The sequence below is a fragment of the Streptomyces sp. P9-A4 genome, from assembly GCF_036634195.1.
Taxonomy (GTDB): domain Bacteria; phylum Actinomycetota; class Actinomycetes; order Streptomycetales; family Streptomycetaceae; genus Streptomyces.
Genome location: NZ_JAZIFY010000001.1, coordinates 1673573 through 1689493 on the forward strand (window position 1 = coordinate 1673573; position 15921 = coordinate 1689493).

Here is a 15921-nt window from a genome sequence, read left to right on the forward strand (position 1 = left end):
GGTCAGTCGGTCCTCTCGGAGGGCTCGGGGACGGGGCGCCCCGAGGGGGCGGGAAGGCCCCTGGGCAGCAGGCGCGCGGAACAGCCGACGGCCACCGCGAGGGCCAGGAGCGCCGCGACGAGCGCGGTCTCCGGCCCGCTCGCGGTCCAGACGGCGCCGAAGGCGACGGCGGCTCCGAGCCGGGCGAGCGCCTGGGCGGTCTGGACGAGCGCGAGGCCGCCCGCCTGTCGTCCCTCGGTCAGGAAGGGGCCGGTCAGGGCCATGAGGACGCCGTCGGTGGTGGCGTAGAAGATCCCGAGCAGGGCGAGGACGCCCAGCAGGACCACCGGGTCGGGCAGGGGGGTCAGGAGCAGTCCGTAGGCGAGGAACAGGGCCCCGTGGCCGTACAGGAGGGGTCCGCGCCGGCCGACGCGGTCGGCGAGGCGGCCCGCCGGGACGGCGAGCAGCAGATAGACGCCCGCGGCGCCGAGCGGCAGGAACGGGAACCAGGTGGCGTCGAAGTCGAGCCGTCGCTGGAGCAGCAGGTAGAGGAAGGAGTCGCCGACGGTGGCGGCCCCGAGGAGTCCGGCGCAGAGCACGATCCGGCGGTACGCGGGCGAGCGCAGCCCGGCGAAGAGCCCGCCACGCGCGCGTGGCGCCGCCTGGACGTCCGGCCGTGCGCCCCGGTCGGGGAGCGGTCGTGCGCCCACGTCCGCGCGGGCCCGGCCCGGGACGAGCAGCACCCACAGCAGGACGCCGAACGCCCCGACGCAGAAGCTGACGGCGAAGACCGCGTCGTACGCGTCGGCCGTCGCCCACAGCAGGGCGAAGGCGGCCAGCGGGCCGAGGAGGGCGCCGGTGGTGTCCATGGCGCGGTGCGTGCCGAAGGCGCGGCCCAGGTCCTCGGGCGGGCTGTGCAGCGTGATGAGGGCGTCGCGCGGGGCGGTGCGCACGCCTTTGCCGAGCCGGTCGGCGGTGATCGCTCCGGCGATCCAGCCGGTCGCGCCGCCGGCGAGGAGGAGGCCGAGGCGGGAGCAGGCGGAGAGTGCGTAGCCGAGTCCGCCGACCTGCTTGTGGCGGCCGCCGCGGTCGGCGGTGGCGCCGCCGAGGAGCCGTACGAGCGCGGTGGCGCCGGTCGAGAGGCCGTCGAGCAGCCCGAACTGGAGGGGGGACAGGCCGAGTCCGAGGACCAGGTAGAGCGGCAGGACGGCCGTCACCATCTCCGAGGAGACATCGGTGACGAGGCTGACCGCGCCGAGGGCGAGGACGGTGCCCGTGACGCGCCGCCGGACCCCCGAGGGGGCGGGCGGCGCGTCACGGCGACCGGTGGTCGCGAGGTACATCAGTGGCAGGTGTAGGTCGGGCCGGAGTCCTTGACCTGGTCGTCGGTGCCGACGTACTGCCAGGTGTAGGTGGTGTCGGTGAGGTCCAGCTTCAGGACGCCGTAGGTGCCGCTGATCCTCTTCTGGCTGTTGGGCTGGACCGTCTCGATGTCGTACGGCTCGGCGCCGCCCATGCCGCCGACGATCTCGACGATGCCGTCCGCGGTGGCCTGGCCGCTCGGGTTCTGCGGGGCGAAGCGCTCGTAGTGGTGGTCGTGGCCGTTGAGCACGAGGTCGGCCTTGGCCCCGTAGAGGATCTGCCAGACGGGCTTGGAGACGGGGTCGTTGCCGTGGCCGCCGGAGGAGTACAGCGGGTGGTGGAAGTAGGCGGCGATGCAGCCCTTGGTGTTCCGCGCGAGGTCGTCCTTGAGCCACTGGATCTGCGCGGCGTCGTCGAAGGAGTTGGAGTCGAGGGCGACGAAGTGCCAGTTGCCCTGGTCGTAGCTGTAGTACGACTTGCCCTGCGGGTAGGCGATGGCGCCGAAGTACGACTTGTAGCCGGCGAGCGCGCCGGCCGGGTCGTAGGTCTCGTGGTTGCCGGGCACGGGCCGGGTCTTGGCCTTGAAGGCGCCCCAGCTCTTGTCGTAGTAGTTGCGGAAGTCGGAGAGCAGGGCGTCGTCGTACTGGTTGTCGCCCATCGTCAGATAGAAGGACGGCGCGATCCGCTGGGCGAGGGCAGCGGTCTTGGGGTGCGCGCAGGAGCTGCTGGAGGCGGTGCACTGGGCAGCGATGTCACCGGCCGCGACGACCGTGAAGGAGCCGGTGGGCGGGGTGGTGGTGCCGCCGGCGGTGCCGTAGACCTCCACCGAGTAGAGGGAGTAGCCGTACGAGGTGCCGCGGGCGGTCCCGTACACGCGGAGGTAGCGGCCCTGGCCGGTGAGTCCGGTCCAGTCGTCCGTGGCGCCGTTGCCCGCGGTCTCGTTGGCGAGGGCGGTCCAGGTGGTGCCGTCGACGGAGATCTCGACGCGGTAGGCCTTGGCGTAGGCGGCCTCCCAGACGAGCTTGACGCGGGAGACGGTCGCCGAGGGGCCGAGGTCGACCTTGATCCATTGTGGGTCGACGCCCTCGGCGCTGGCCCAACGGGTGGTGGAGACGCCGTCGAAGGCCTTCTCCGGGCCGAAGGTGCCGTCCTCGACGGAGGAGGCGGTCGCCGGGCGGCCCTGTGAGATGAGTACGTCGGCGGCGGCTCCGGCCCGTTCCGGGAGGGCGAGCAGCAGCCCTCCGACGAGCAGCAGCACGGCGGCGAGGACGAAGGGGAGAGGGGTCGTGGTGGTGCGGTGTGGTGGGGCGGAGACGTTCAGGCGCATACCTGGCTCCCTGGCCTGTGGGGTGGGCTAGAGCTGGACACCGGTGCGGCGCACCACGGACCGGGCACGCGGCACGGACCGGGCCGCCCGTGCCGCGGGATCACGGACACGGACGACCGGCCGCGCGACGATTCGGGGCGCCGCGCGGCGCGGTGGTGCTGGCGGCCGGGTCAGAGCTCTCACTGAGCGCGTCACGCCCCGGGGACGGGCCGCCGCGCCAAGCCGCTGCCGGGGATGCTAGCGGATAGGAAGGTTTCCTACCAGACTCCCAACAGGTGACCGGAACCAAGGAGTTCGGGGGTGCGTCCGGAGTCTTCCGGGGGTTTTCCGGGGGTTCTCCTGGAGGTCCCCTCCGGGCCTCAGAGGCTGATGTGGTACGCCTTGCGCAGGGTCTCGTGCACGGTCCAGGTCGTCCGGTCGCCCTCGCGCAGCACGCAGGCGTCCCCCGGGCCGATCTCCAGGGTCTCGCCGCCCTCGACGGCGACGGTCGCCCGCCCGGAGACCACCACGAACAGCTCGTTGGCCTCGGTGTCGGTGACGACGCCGGGGGTGATCTGCCAGATGCCGCGCAGCTGCTTGCCGTCGGCCGACTCCCACAGCACCTTGCCCGTCACCTCGGGCGTACCGGAGACGATCTGGGCGGGGTCGAGGGGGTCCGCCTCGAGCTCGGCGTCGGGGATGTGAACGGCGAAGGAAGGCTGGTCATGTGTGGTCATGGGCGGTGACTGTAGCCGGGCTCCGGGACCGCCCCGAGGCCGGGACCGGCTGGAATGAACCCGTCCGCTTCGCCTCCCACCAGGCGTGATACCCGAATTGACCGACGGCGACGAAATCCGCACCACCCCTCCGGCGCGACGCCGGACGGGTGGCGCGTCCCGCTCGGGGGCCGCACCCGGGACTCGGGGACGGATTCCGCAGGGGTACCCGCCGTGTGGCAGGTGGTCGCCAACGAGGTTTGCGGGGCCCATGGCCGCGCCAGGAATGGGACATGTCCACACAGGTGTCCGAAGAGGTACGGGAGGCCCTCCACGAGGGGCGGCCCGTCGTCGCTCTGGAATCGACGATCATCGCCCACGGCCTGCCGCGCCCGCGCAACCTGGCCGTGGCCCTGGAACTGGAGGAGCTGGTACGGGCCGGGGGCGCCGTGCCCGCGACCATCGCCGTGGTCGACGGCACGGCCAGAGTCGGCCTGGACGGCGCGGCGCTGACCCGTATCGCCGAGGACCCGGCCGTACGCAAACTGGGGCACCGCGACCTCGCCCCGGCCCTGGCGGCCGGCGCGACCGGAGCGACGACCGTCTCGGCCACGGCGTGGCTCGCGGACGCGGCGGGCATACGGGTGTTCGCGACCGGCGGCCTCGGCGGGGTGCACCGGGAGTGGAGCGAGACGCAGGACGAGTCCGCCGATCTGCGGCTGCTCTCCCGGGTGGGCGTCACCGTCGTGTGCGCCGGGGTCAAGTCGATCCTCGACGTGCCCGCGACGCTCCAGCGCCTGGAGACACTGGGGGTGACGGTCGTCGGGTACGGCACCGAGCACTTCCCCGGCTTCTACCTCGCCTCATCGGGGCAGCCCGTGGACTGGACCCTGCGGACGCCCGGGGAGGTCGCGGAGGTGATACGGGCGCAGGACCGCCTCGGCGGACCGCGCGCGGCGCTGGTCGTGGCCAACCCGGTGCCGATGGCGGAGCAGCTGGATCCCGCGCTGCACGATCGGGTGCTCGCGGGGGGCCTGGCAACGGCGAAGGAGAAGGGGATCGCGGGGCAGGCGGTGACACCGTTCCTGCTGGAGTACCTGATGACGCATACGGAAGGGGCGTCGCTGGAGGCCAATCTGGCGGCGGTACGGGGCAACGTAAGGCTCGCGGCGAGCATCGCGGGGGCGTACGCGAGAGAGGCCGGCGGCGCGGGAGCGGCGCCCGGCGCGGGCGGCCGGTGACTCGGGCCCCGGGCGCACTGCTCGTCGTCGGGGACGTGGTGACGGACGTCGTCGCCCTGCACCGGACCCCGCTCGCCCCGGCCACGGACACGGCGGCACGCATCCGTACCCTCCCGGGCGGCGCCGGGGCCAACGCCGCCTGCTGGGCGGCGCGTTCCTGGCCCGGGGAGGTACGACTCCTCGGCCGGGTCGGCACCGACACGGCGGGCTGGCACGACCGGGCGCTGCGGCGCGCGGGCGTGCGCCCCCTGCTCGTACCCGACCCGGAGGCGGCGACGGCCACCGTGATCGCGCTGGTGGACCCCTCGGCGGAGCGCACGTTCCTGACCGACAGCGGCGCCGCCCCGCGCCTCTCCCCCGACGACTGGTCCGCCCGGCTGCTCGACGGCGTGGCCCGGCTGCACCTCTCCGGCTATCTGTACTTCTCCGGTACGAGCCGGGCGACGGCCCGGCGGGCGCTGCGGGACGCGCGGGAGGCGGGGGTTCCGGTGAGCGTGGACCCGGCTTCGGCGGGGTTCCTGACGGAGCTGGGGACGGACCGGTTCCTCGCGGTCACGGAGGGCACGGAGATCCTGCTGCCCAACGCGGACGAGGCCCGGCTGCTCACCGGCCGCACCGAACCGGATTCGGCGGCGGCGGAGTTGAGCCGCCGTTTCCCGTCGGTCGTGGTCACGCTGGGGGCGGCCGGCGCGCTGGTCGCCCGGGGCGGCGAGGTCACCGCACGCGTGACCGCGCCCCGGGTGCGGCCGGTGGACTCGACGGGCGCGGGGGACGCGTTCACGGGGGCGTTCCTGGCGGCCCTGTTCGCGGGCGCGGACGCGGCGCACGCCGCCGAGGCGGGCTGCCGCGCCGGCGCGGAGGCGGTCACCATGATGGGCGGCAGACCACCAAACGGGCGCGCGGTCCGGATCTGAGCTACCCCCGCAGGCCCGTCCAGGCCGGGTGGCGCGGGTCGTCCGCGCGTACGACGGCGTCCGCGGCCCCGGCCGGATCAACCTCCGTCTCGTAACGGGCGAAGGCCGGCAGGGTCCAGGCTTCCTCGGTGCGCCGGGCGAGCGCGGCGGGCGAGAGCCTCAGGTGCGCGGTGAGGTCGAAGGGGAACCAGTGGCCGAGCAGGAAGGGCCCGTGCACCACGAGGACCCCGCCCGGCGGCAGCGTCACGTACGGGCTGCGGGTAGCGCGGTCCCGCACCGGGTCCCACAGATCGGGCAGCACGCGGCCGGTGCCGCCGGGTTCCAGCGGGCCGAAGACCTCCCGCCACAGGGCCCTGATGTCGGTCCACCCGTCGTAGTACGCGTCCGGGTCCCGCTTCCCGTACTCGTACCGGAGGGACGCGGGCCGCAGGAACCCACCGGTCCCCACGACATGGACGGAGCGCCCGCGCGTCCGCAGCGCCTCGGCGAGCAGCCCGGCCAGTTCGCCGCCGGGTGCGGCGGGCGGCCCGTCGATGCCGACCTTGAGCCACTCGCCGCCGTCACCGGGGGTGGCCGCGTCGACGTGCCCGGCGAGCGTCTCGGCCAGCCGTTCCCAGGCGATCGCCTCGTATCGCATCCCGCTCATTCCTCTGCCCCGAGAACTGACCCGAACCGCCAGGGCTTGACCTTGTCACTGGCGTCACTGTTTCACCATCGGTCCATGGTCAAGGAATTCACGGACACCAGCACACCCACCAGGGTCGTCGTCGTCACGGGCGCGGGCACCGGCATCGGCGGGGCCACCGCCCGCGCCTTCGCGGGGCAGGGGGCGACGGTCGTCGCCGTCGGCCGCCGGCCCGAGCCGCTGCGGGAGACGGCCGAGGGGCACCCCACGATCCATCCGTTCGTCGCCGACATCACGGCGGAGGGCGCGGCCGAGGAGATCGTCCGTGCCGCCCTGACCGGTCACGGCCGCCTCGACGTGCTCGTCAACAACGCCGGGATCTCCGCGGGCGGTCCGCTCGGCGGCCTCGACCGCTCCGTGATCACCCCGCTCCTGGAGACCAATCTCGTCGCCCCGATACTGCTCACCCAGGCCGCGGTCCCGGCGCTCCGGGAGTCCCGGGGCGTCGTGGTGAACGTGACGACGACGATCGGTCAGCGCGGCTGGCCCGCCAACTCCGTCTATCCGGCGACCAAGAGCGCCCTGGAGACCCTGACCCGCTGCTGGGCGGTGGAGCTCGCGCCGGACGGCGTACGGGTGGTGGCGGTCGCGCCGGGTGCGGTCGAGACCCCGATCGCGGACCACATGGGCCTCTCCCCCGAGCAGTCGAAGGCACTGCGGGCCTGGCAGCTGGCGCACACCCCGCTGGGCCGGATCGGCAGGCCGGAGGAGGTCGCCTGGGCGATCACCTCGCTCGCCGCGCCGGACGCCTCCTTCCTGACCGGCACCGTACTGCCCGTCGACGGGGGCGCGCTGGTCGCGTGAGCCGGAGGCCGGGCGCACCGCTCGCCCGAGCCGACGGGTGCACGCCGCTCGCGTGATAGGACTGCGCGAGGAGGTGACGGCCGTGCGGATCGGTGAACTGGCCCGGCGGACCGGGGTGTCGCCCCGGGCGCTGCGCCACTACGAGACGGCGGGGCTGATCGCGTCGGCCCGTGCGGAGAACGGCTACCGGGTGTACGGCGAGGGCGCGGTCACCCGGGTGGCGAACATCCGGTACCTCCTCGACGCGGGGCTCACGCTGGACGACGTGTCCGCGTTCCGTTCCTGTCTGGACGGGGACATGCCCTCGGCCCCGCCGTCCGCCCGGGGCCTGGAGATCGCCCGCGAGCGGCTGGCCGTGCTCGACGCGCGCATCGCGGCGCAGACCGAGGCCCGGGACCGGCTGGCGCGCACCCTGTCGGCGCGGTCAGTGGGCCCCGGCGGCCCGTAGCGTCCGGTCCAGGGCCGCGCGCCCCGACTCGACCGCCTCGGCAAGCGTCAGTTCCCCGCCCGCGAGGGCCCGGCAGGTCGCCGCATCCGTCCGCAGCCCGGCGTCGGGCAGCTCCGTCGTACCGTCGCCGTAGACGCCGTCCCCGTACGCCACGCTTCCGTCCGCTCCGACGCGTACGTGGAACTCGCCCTCGTCCAGGGTCACCTGGACGACCCCGGCACCCAGCCCGGCCAGCGCTCCGAGCAGCGGGATCGCGTACCAGTGCGCGCGGACGGCGTCGGTGGGGCGCGGTTCGCCCAGCTCCGGCGCCCCCCAGGCGGCGAGGCTGCGCAGCACGGGCAGCAGCTCGCGTCCGCGCGCGGTGAGCTCGTAGACGAACGCCGAGGCGGGCGGGGGCAGTCGGCGGCGGGTGACCAGCTCGGCCGCCTCCATGTCCTTGAGGCGGCCGGCGAGCATGTCCGTGCTGACGCCGGGGAGGTCGGCGTGGAGGTCGGTGTAGCGGCGTGGTCCGGCGAGGAGTTCGCGGACGACGAGCAGGGTCCAGCGGTCGCCGACGAGGTCGAGGGCGCGCGCGGCGGCGCAGTGCTGGTCGTAGCTGCGGCGGCGTGGCTGACGTGGCATGCGACGCAGTCTAGACATGTTGTTGGACTTTCCAAGCTCGGACTTGGTAAAACCAAGCAACACGCACCACTGATTCCGGGGACCTGGGGAGGTCGGACATGGAGTTCCGGCAGTCGAGCAAGCTGAGCGAGGTCTGTTACGAGATCCGGGGCCCGGTCATCGAGCACGCCAACGCGCTGGAGGAGGCGGGCCACAGCGTCCTGCGCCTCAACACCGGCAATCCGGCGCTCTTCGGCTTCGAGGCGCCCGAGGAGATCGTCCAGGACATGATCCGGATGCTCCCCAGGGCCCATGGCTACACCGACTCGCGCGGCATCCTCTCCGCCCGCCGCGCGGTCGCCCAGCGCTACCAGTCCATGGGCCTGCAGGACGTGGACGTCGACGACATCTTCCTCGGCAACGGCGTGTCCGAGCTGATCTCGATGGCCGTGCAGGCCCTCCTGGAAGACGGTGACGAGGTCCTCGTACCCGCCCCGGACTACCCGTTGTGGACGGCGGTGGTCACGCTCGCGGGCGGCAGGCCCGTGCACTACCTGTGCGACGAGTCCGCCGACTGGTACCCGGACCTCGACGACATGGCGTCGAAGATCACCGACCGCACCAAGGCCATCGTCGTCATCAACCCCAACAACCCCACGGGCGCCGTCTACCCGAAGGAGATCCTGGAGGGCATCTTCGAACTCGCCCGGCGCCACGGCCTGATGGTCCTCGCCGACGAGATCTACGACCAGATCGTCTACGACGGGGCCGTCCACCACCCGGCCGCCTCCCTCGCCCCCGACCTGGTCGTCCTCACCTTCGGCGGGCTCTCCAAGACCTACCGGGTGGCGGGCTTCCGCTCCGGCTGGCTGGTCGTCACCGGCCCGAAGCAGCACGCCAGGAACTATCTGGAGGGCCTCACCATGCTGGCCTCCATGCGGCTCTGCCCCAACGCCCCAGCCCAGTACGCCATCCAGGCCGCGCTCGGCGGCCGGCAGTCCATCCACGAGCTGACCGCCCCCGGCGGCCGGCTGCGCGAACAGCGCGACCGGGCCTGGGAGAAGCTCAACGAGATCCCGGGCGTCTCCTGCGTGAAGCCGAAGGGCGCGCTGTACGCCTTCCCGCGCCTCGACCCGAAGGTGCACAAGATCCACGACGACGAGAGGTTCGTCCTCGACCTGCTCCTGCGCGAGAAGATCCAGGTCGTCCAGGGAACCGGCTTCAACTGGCCGCGCCCCGACCACTTCCGCATCCTGACCCTGCCGTACGCCGACGACCTCGACGCCGCCATCAGCCGCATCGGCCGCTTCCTGAGCGGCTACCGGCAGTGACGTGACACCCCGTCTGCTGTCATGATCTGAGAGTCCGAAGATCCTTCGGACCGACGAACGGACGGAGGGGGCGGCCGGTCATGGATGTGGCGCTGATAGCCGTGGCGGGGACCTTGTTAGGTGTCATCGCCACGCACTGGTTCCAAGGGCGGGCCACCGAGCGTACGGCCTCGCTCGCCCGGACCGAGCAGCTCCGCCAGGAGAGGATCGCGACCTACAGCGCCTACGCCGGCGCGGTCGTCGACTACCGGCACAGCCAGAACGACCGCTGGTTCCGGGCGTTCAAGGAGCCCGGCTCGGAGGAGGCGGAGGAGTCCAGGCACGCCTCCTACCGGCAGCGCACCGCCGCGCGACAGGCCCTGTTCCGCGTCCAGTTGGTGTGCGACGACCCGGCTCTGCGCCGGCTGGCGGAGGCCGCCTTCGAGGCGACCCACTGCATGCACGACGCGGACGGCGAGTCCGAGCGCGCCCGCCGCTCCGCGCATGCGAAGGAGGCACTCGCCGTGTTCATCGCCGCCGCCGCGCCCGGCATCCGTTGAGCGGGGCGGGCACATGGACCTCGTCGCGCCGGTCGTCGTCGAGCCGCTGAAGCGCCGCCGCTGCTCGGAGTGCGGGCAGGGCCCGCTGGAGCGGATGATCGTCGAGTTCAACGCGCCGGTCTGCCTGGACTGCGCGGACCTCGGGCATCTCGTCTTCCTGCGGCGCGGGGACACCGCGCTCACCCGGCGGGCCCGCGAGAACAGCACCCTCTGGGCCGTGGTCGTACGGCACAACAGGCGCCGCACCCGGTACGAACGACAGGGTCTGCTCGTCGAGGAGGCGGCGCTCGCCGGGGCGGAGAGGGCCTGTCTGGCGGACGCGGACGCGCGGGCCAGGCGGCGGGCCCGGGACGCCGTACGGCGCGCGTCGCTCGACGCCGAGGTCACCGAGGTCCTCCGGGCGGAGATCCTGCGGCTCTTCCCTTCCTGCCCGGCGGACCGGGCCACGGAGGTCGCCGTCCACGCCTCGGCGAAGGGCAGTGGACGGGTCGGGCGCACGGCCGCGGGCCGCGCGCTCGACCGCGGTGCCGTCACGGCCGCGGTGCGGGCCTCCGTGCGGCACGTGGACACGCCGTACGACACCCTGCTGATGCAGGGGGTTCCTCGGTACCAGGCCCGGACGAGGGTCGCTCCCGCCATCGAGGCGGTGCTCCGGGCCTGGCGTCACGGCGGCGATAACGCCCTCGGCCGGGGACACGGCTGACGACTCGGGCGTCAGCGCGGGTCGGCCGCTGGGACGGGACCGTCAGGCGCGGTCTCCGGCGCGGCGCGCGCGACGGTACAGCAGGGCGCCGCCGAGCAGCAGCGCGGCGCTCGCGGGGGCGGCGTACCCGATGGTGTCCGAACCGGTGGCGGCCAGCGAGGCGGAGCTCGACTCACCCTGCGGCGCGGGCGCCGGAGCGGGGGTCTCGGTCTCGGCCTGCGGAACCGGCACATTGCGCACGGGGGTCTGCGGGCGCGGGGTCGGCTTCTCGATCGGCTGCTGGGGCTTGCCCGGGCCGTTGACCGAGGTGTTGCCGAAGACCGGGTTGCCGACACCGACCACATTGACCGAGTTGCCGCTGAGGTTCACGGGCAGGTCGATGGGCAGCTGGAGGCCGTTCCCGGAGAGCACGCCGGGAGATCCCGCGACATGGGTCTCGGCCGTGGATCCGCCGCCGTTCGACGAACCGCCGCTCTGGGAGCCGCTCCCGCCGGAGCCGCCCGCCTGCTCGCCGCCGCGCGGGGTGCCGGGCTGGTCCTTGTGGGACCGGTCGCCGCCCTTCGACGACCCGTACCCCCCGGACTCGGGCGCGGCCGAGCGGTTCGCACAGCCGTTGCCGAAGGCCGGGTTGAGGAGCCCGACGACGTTGACCGTGTTCCCGCAGACGTTGACCGGCACGTGCACCGGCAGCTGAACCGTGTTGCCGGAACCGACGCCCGGCGAACCGACCGCGGCGCCCTGCGCGCCGGAGTCGGCGTGCGCGGCGCCCGCCGAGAGCGCGAGCGCTCCACCCGTGACCAACAGTGTGGCCAGACCACTTCGGCGAATCTGCCTCATGGCTTCCTGCCTTCCGGAGTTGTGCACGGGCAAGTGCCCGTACCGGAATCAACGCGACAAACGCACCTGCCGGATCCGTCCGTTGAGGGGTTTCACTCCAACGAGTGGGAATCCGTTCGAGTGTCGGTCAGTGCCCCAGAAGGTCGGTGAGGGCGCCGACCGGGTCCGGATCGGGGGCGCCGCGCGGCCACCAGTCCTCCCGGCCGGCGTCCGACTCGTACCCGTACCAGAGGCCGTCCCGGCCCAGACGGAGCTGGAGGGACTCGGTGGACAGCCGGTTGCGCCAGGGGCGGAAGGCGGGGAAGTCGGCGGCGAGCAGCGCGGGCCGGGCGCGGTCGAACGGGCCCGCCGGCGGATCCCAGGGCTCCTCCAGTACGGCGAGGCCGGCGGCGCCGCCCTGCCGCCAGGCGGCGACGGCGCGGGCGAGGTCCGTGGGTGTGCGTTCGAGCGCGTACGCCAGGTCCCGGTAGAGCGCGCGGGTCGAGGCGGTGAGTCCGGAGCCGGGGTGGGCGGCGGCCAGCCGGACGGCGTCCTGCCAGGGGGTGAGCGCGGCGACCGGGTCGTGGCCGGTGGCGAGGAAGGCGAGGGCGCGGGCGGCGGCCTCGGTGGCGAGCAGGTCGAGGGCGAGCGGATCGGGGGCGTCGGGGTCGGGCGGGAAGACGGCGGGGCGGCCGGGACGGTCCGGGACGGGCAGCTCGGGGGGCAGCGGCAGCGCGGGCCCGGTCGCGGTGAGCACGGCACGGGCGGGGACGGTGGGCATCGGGGGCGCCGCGGCGGTGGTCTCGGCGGCGGACCTCGCGGCATTGCGCCGGGTGAGTTCGGCGAGGAGTTCCTGCTCGCCGCGGCCTCTCATCAGGAAGAGGACGAACGGGTCCTCGTCGAGGAGGCGCGCGGCCTGGTAGCAGAGGGCGGCGGCGTGCTTGCAGGGGTAACCGTCGTCCGGGCAGGAGCAGTCGGGGACGAGGTCGCCCGGCGCGGGCAGCAGTCCGGTGACCGCCTCAAGGGCGTGCGGCACGTCCTTGTCGAGCAGGGCCGCGATGTGGTCGGGGCGGGCGGTGGCCTCGTCGAGGAACCGCTCCCAGCCGTCGTCGCCGAGGGTCCGCATCCTGATCTCGGTGCGGTACGGGCGGGGGCGGCTGCCGTGGACGTACGCGACGACCCGGCCGGGGGTGACGGTGATCGCGTCGACATGGCCCCGGCCCGCGTACGCCTTGCCCCGGGCGAGGCGCGCCGGGTCGAGCGCGGTGTCCTCCAGGGCTTCCACCCACGCGTTCCCCCACCAGGTGGCGGCGAACCGCCCGTCGGGGGTCTCGCGGGGCGCGACCTGGGGGAAGCTGCGGCGGCGGTCGTCGTGGCGGGGGACGGCTCCGCGCGCGCCGCGTGCGCTGTTCACGAGGACCTCCTCAGGGACACCAGGTCGGCCAGCTCCCGGTCGGTCAGTTCGGTGAGGGCCGCCTCGCCCGAGCCGAGGACGGCGTCGGCGAGCGCCCGCTTGGCCCGGAGCATCTCGGCGATCCGGTCCTCGACGGTGCCCTCGGCGACGAGCCGGTGGACCTGCACCGGCTGGGTCTGCCCGATGCGGTAGGCCCGGTCGGTGGCCTGCTCCTCCACTGCGGGGTTCCACCAGCGGTCGTAGTGGACGACATGGCCGGCCCGGGTGAGGTTGAGGCCGGTGCCCGCCGCTTTCAGGGAGAGCAGAAAGACGGGCACCTCGCCCGCCTGGAAGTGGTCGACCATCCGCTCCCGCTCGGCCACCGGGGTGCCGCCGTGCAGGAGTTGGGCCTGGACGCCGCGCGCGGCCAGGTGGTCGGCGAGCAGCCGGGCCATCGACACGTACTGCGTGAAGACGAGCACCGACCCGTCCTCGGCGAGGATCGTGTCGAGCAGTTCGTCGAGCAGCGCGAGCTTCCCCGAGCGGCCGGCGAGCCGTGCGGTGCCGCTGCCGCGCGGCGCCTGTTCCTTCAGGTACTGCGCGGGATGGTTGCAGATCTGCTTGAGGGAGGTCAGCAGCTTCATGACGAGACCGCGCCGGGCCATGCCCTCGGCCTCCTCGATCCGGCCCATGGTCTCCCGGACGACCGCCTCGTACAGCGAGGCCTGTTCCCGGGTGAGGGAGACGGGGTGGTCGGACTCGGTCTTGGGCGGCAGCTCGGGGACGATGCCGGGGTCGGACTTGCGGCGACGCAGCAGGAAGGGCCGCACGAGCCGGGCGAGCCGCTCGACGGCCTCGGCGTGCTCGATCTCCTCGTGGTTCTCCACGGCGCGGGCGTGGCGCGCGCGGAAGGCCTTCAGCGGGCCGAGGAGGCCGGGGGTGGTCCAGTCGAGCAGCGCCCAGAGTTCGGAGAGGTTGTTCTCGACGGGGGTGCCGGTGAGGGCGACCCGGGCGGGCGCGGGGATCTCACGCAGCGCCTTCGCGGTCGCGGAGAACGGATTCTTGACGTGCTGGGCCTCGTCGGCGACGACCATCCCCCATTCCCGCGCGGCGAGTTCGGCGGCGCTGGTGCGCAGGGTGCCGTAGGTGGTGAGGACGAAGCCGCCCTCGGCGCCCGCGAGATCGCGCTCGGCGCCGTGGAACCGTCGTACGGGCACATCGGGCGCGAACTTCCCCACTTCCCGCTGCCAGTTGCCGAGCAGGGAGGCCGGGCAGACGACGAGGGTGGGGGCGCGGCGGGCGCGGCGCAGATGGAGGGCGATCAGGGTGACGGTCTTGCCGAGGCCCATGTCGTCGGCGAGGCAGCCGCCGAGGCCGAGCGAGGTCATCAGATCGAGCCAGGCCAGACCGCGGAGCTGGTAGTCGCGGAGGGTCGCGGTCAGGCCGGGCGGGGGCTGGACGTCCTCGGGCCCGGCGAGGAGCCGGTCGCGGAGCGCGGCGAGCGCCCCGACGGGGACGGCGGGCACGGTCTCGCCGTCCACCTCGGCGGTGCCGGTGAGGGCGACGGCGAGGGCGTCGACCGGTTCGAGCAGGCCGAGTTCCCGCTTGCGGGCCTTGCGGACGAGGGCCGGGTCGATGACGACCCACTGGTCGCGGAGCCGTACGACGGGCCGGTGCGCCTCGGCCAGGAGGTCCATCTCGCGGTCGGTGAGCGGATCGCCGTCGAGGGCGAGCTGCCAGTTGAACCGCAGCAGTTCCTCGCTGTCGAAGAAGGCGGTGCCGTCGGTCGCGGAGCCGGGCGCCGCCTGGGCGGGGCGGACCACGGCGGAGGCGCTGAGCGAGCGGGCGAGCTCGCGCGGCCAGTGGACGGCGACCCCGGCGTCGGCGAGGCGGGCGGCCGCCGGGCCGAGCAGTTCGTACAGCTCGTCCTCGGCGACGGCGAGGACGTCGGGCACGTCCCGCTCCAGGAGGCGGGCGAGCGGGGGCCAGACGCGGGCGGCCCGGCGCAGGGCGAGGACGGCGTCGATCCGGGCGCGTGGGCCGAAGTGCTCGCCGTCTCCGGCCCACAGGGCGGTGGCGTCGATGACGAGGGTGGGGTCGGCGAGGCTGTGGATCTGGAGGATCGCGGCGGCGGCGTGCCGCCCGCGGTCGACCCCTTTCTCTTGGTCGGCGCCCACTCGGTGGTCCGGGCGGGTACCGCCGCCTTCGGTCGGGTCCTCCCCCGCGGCCGAGTCGAAGAGCTCCGACGCCGACAGGTCGAGGCGGAGCGAGACGCGGACGCCCGCGTCCATGCCCGCCGCCGCCTCGGCGGCCCAGGCCCGCGCGCGGGGCAGGTGCTGCGGGGTGCGGGCCGCGAACGGCGCCCCGACGGCGTACGCGGCGGCCGGGCTGCGGGGCAGGATGTCGGCGACCGCGTCGAGGAAGGCGCGCACCAGGGCCTCGGGGTCGGGCAGCCGCAGCGGTCCGCTCCCGGGGACGGGCACGGCGTGCGCCTCGTAGGGCAGGGCCGCGGCGACGGCCCGCAGATGGGCGATGTCGTCGGCGTCCAGCGGTCCGGCCCGCCAGGCGTCCAGGTCCTCGCGGGTCAGACCGGGCAGCAGCCGGCCCCGCGCCACGAGGTGCAGGGCGTGCAGGGCGGCGGCGCCCCAGCCGGCGGTGGCGGGATGTGCGGCCGGATGGTGCCGGGCCGCGACGAGATGGGGCAGGGCGGCGTCGACGGGGAGTGTCAGGGCGGGCACGGCACGACTTCGGGCACCGCCGCCGTGCCGCCGGACCACGGTCAGCTCGACGCGCTCCGCGCCGCTGTCCGCCGGGTCCGGGAGGGCCTCGCCGTCGGGTGCCCAGAACGCGACCCGGCCCTCGCGGGGCAGGGCGGCGGGCAGGAAGACGGCGGCGCTGCCGATCCAGGTGTGTGCCACGGCTTCGCGCTCCTTCCCGCCTGACGGGTTCGATCGGGTGGCGGAAGCCCGTACGGCGGAACTTCCGACTGGACCTCCGACCTTACGGGTGGGGTCTGACAACGGCCGCCAGGCGGGGTCGCCCGAGCGGCCCAGCCCCGGATGACAGCGGACTCCGGGGGCGGAA

At 74.2% G+C, this 15921-nt stretch carries 15 protein-coding genes; 7 read left to right on the forward strand and 8 right to left on the reverse strand.

What is annotated here, in order from left to right:
* Nucleotides 1-2: 2 nt before the first annotated feature.
* From V4Y03_RS07515 to V4Y03_RS07525, 3 genes are all read right to left on the reverse strand, one after another.
* Nucleotides 3-1322, reverse strand: a complete 1320-nt coding sequence (locus tag V4Y03_RS07515; protein ID WP_332434408.1) for an MFS transporter — start codon at nucleotides 1320-1322, stop codon at nucleotides 3-5.
* Nucleotides 1322-2668, reverse strand: a complete 1347-nt coding sequence (locus V4Y03_RS07520) for a discoidin domain-containing protein (protein ID WP_317878303.1) — start codon at nucleotides 2666-2668, stop codon at nucleotides 1322-1324. The genes V4Y03_RS07515 and V4Y03_RS07520 overlap by 1 nt, the downstream gene beginning before the upstream one ends.
* Before the next feature lie 359 nt (nucleotides 2669-3027).
* Nucleotides 3028-3384 (reverse strand): cupin domain-containing protein, encoded by a 357-nt coding sequence (locus tag V4Y03_RS07525; RefSeq protein ID WP_317878304.1) that lies wholly within the window; start codon nucleotides 3382-3384, stop codon nucleotides 3028-3030.
* 272 nt (nucleotides 3385-3656) lie between these two features.
* Between V4Y03_RS07525 and V4Y03_RS07530 the strand changes: the two genes are divergently transcribed.
* Nucleotides 3657-4604, forward strand: a complete 948-nt coding sequence (locus tag V4Y03_RS07530; RefSeq protein ID WP_332434409.1) for a pseudouridine-5'-phosphate glycosidase — start codon at nucleotides 3657-3659, stop codon at nucleotides 4602-4604.
* Complete coding sequence (locus tag V4Y03_RS07535) at nucleotides 4601-5518, forward strand: carbohydrate kinase family protein (RefSeq protein WP_332434410.1); 918 nt, start codon at nucleotides 4601-4603, stop codon at nucleotides 5516-5518. Before V4Y03_RS07530 ends, V4Y03_RS07535 begins: the two co-directional genes overlap by 4 nt.
* Nucleotide 5519: 1 nt before the next feature.
* Here V4Y03_RS07535 and V4Y03_RS07540 read toward each other — a convergent pair whose 3' ends face one another.
* A complete protein-coding gene (locus V4Y03_RS07540; RefSeq protein WP_332434411.1) occupies nucleotides 5520-6155 on the reverse strand; it encodes a uridine kinase in 636 nt (211 codons plus the stop codon).
* Between the two features lie 84 nt (nucleotides 6156-6239).
* On the opposite strand from V4Y03_RS07540, the gene V4Y03_RS07545 reads away from it, so the two are divergent.
* A complete protein-coding gene (locus V4Y03_RS07545; protein WP_332434412.1) occupies nucleotides 6240-7007 on the forward strand; it encodes an SDR family NAD(P)-dependent oxidoreductase in 768 nt (255 codons plus the stop codon).
* Between the two features lie 52 nt (nucleotides 7008-7059).
* Nucleotides 7060-7455 (forward strand): MerR family transcriptional regulator, encoded by a 396-nt coding sequence (locus V4Y03_RS07550; protein ID WP_332434413.1) that lies wholly within the window; start codon nucleotides 7060-7062, stop codon nucleotides 7453-7455.
* Here V4Y03_RS07550 and V4Y03_RS07555 read toward each other — a convergent pair.
* Nucleotides 7432-8076 (reverse strand): winged helix-turn-helix transcriptional regulator, encoded by a 645-nt coding sequence (locus tag V4Y03_RS07555; RefSeq protein WP_332434414.1) that lies wholly within the window; start codon nucleotides 8074-8076, stop codon nucleotides 7432-7434. The two genes, V4Y03_RS07550 and V4Y03_RS07555, sit on opposite strands and share 24 nt — an antisense overlap.
* 98 nt (nucleotides 8077-8174) lie before the next feature.
* Between V4Y03_RS07555 and V4Y03_RS07560 the strand changes: the two genes are divergently transcribed.
* The 3 genes from V4Y03_RS07560 to V4Y03_RS07570 all read left to right on the forward strand — a co-directional run bounded on the left by V4Y03_RS07560 (nucleotide 8175) and on the right by V4Y03_RS07570 (nucleotide 10628).
* Nucleotides 8175-9386 carry a pyridoxal phosphate-dependent aminotransferase gene (locus V4Y03_RS07560; RefSeq protein WP_332434415.1) on the forward strand — a complete coding sequence of 404 codons (1212 nt, stop codon included), beginning with the start codon at nucleotides 8175-8177 and terminating at the stop codon, nucleotides 9384-9386.
* An 80-nt stretch (nucleotides 9387-9466) separates the two neighbouring features.
* Nucleotides 9467-9925 (forward strand): hypothetical protein, encoded by a 459-nt coding sequence (locus tag V4Y03_RS07565; protein ID WP_317877717.1) that lies wholly within the window; start codon nucleotides 9467-9469, stop codon nucleotides 9923-9925.
* Nucleotides 9926-9938: 13 nt separating this feature from the next.
* On the forward strand, nucleotides 9939-10628 hold the full coding sequence (locus tag V4Y03_RS07570) for a DUF2293 domain-containing protein (protein ID WP_317877718.1): 690 nt from the start codon (nucleotides 9939-9941) through the stop codon (nucleotides 10626-10628).
* A gap of 42 nt (nucleotides 10629-10670) precedes the next feature.
* On the opposite strand, the gene V4Y03_RS07575 is transcribed toward V4Y03_RS07570, so the two are convergent.
* The 3 genes from V4Y03_RS07575 to V4Y03_RS07585 all read right to left on the reverse strand — a co-directional run bounded on the left by V4Y03_RS07575 (nucleotide 10671) and on the right by V4Y03_RS07585 (nucleotide 15755).
* On the reverse strand, nucleotides 10671-11465 hold the full coding sequence (locus V4Y03_RS07575; RefSeq protein ID WP_332434416.1) for a chaplin: 795 nt from the start codon (nucleotides 11463-11465) through the stop codon (nucleotides 10671-10673).
* Nucleotides 11466-11592: 127 nt separating this feature from the next.
* Complete coding sequence (locus tag V4Y03_RS07580) at nucleotides 11593-12858, reverse strand: SWIM zinc finger family protein (RefSeq protein ID WP_332434417.1); 1266 nt, start codon at nucleotides 12856-12858, stop codon at nucleotides 11593-11595.
* Complete coding sequence (locus tag V4Y03_RS07585) at nucleotides 12855-15755, reverse strand: DEAD/DEAH box helicase (protein WP_332434418.1); 2901 nt, start codon at nucleotides 15753-15755, stop codon at nucleotides 12855-12857. The genes V4Y03_RS07580 and V4Y03_RS07585 overlap by 4 nt, the downstream gene beginning before the upstream one ends.
* Nucleotides 15756-15921 lie beyond the last annotated feature (166 nt).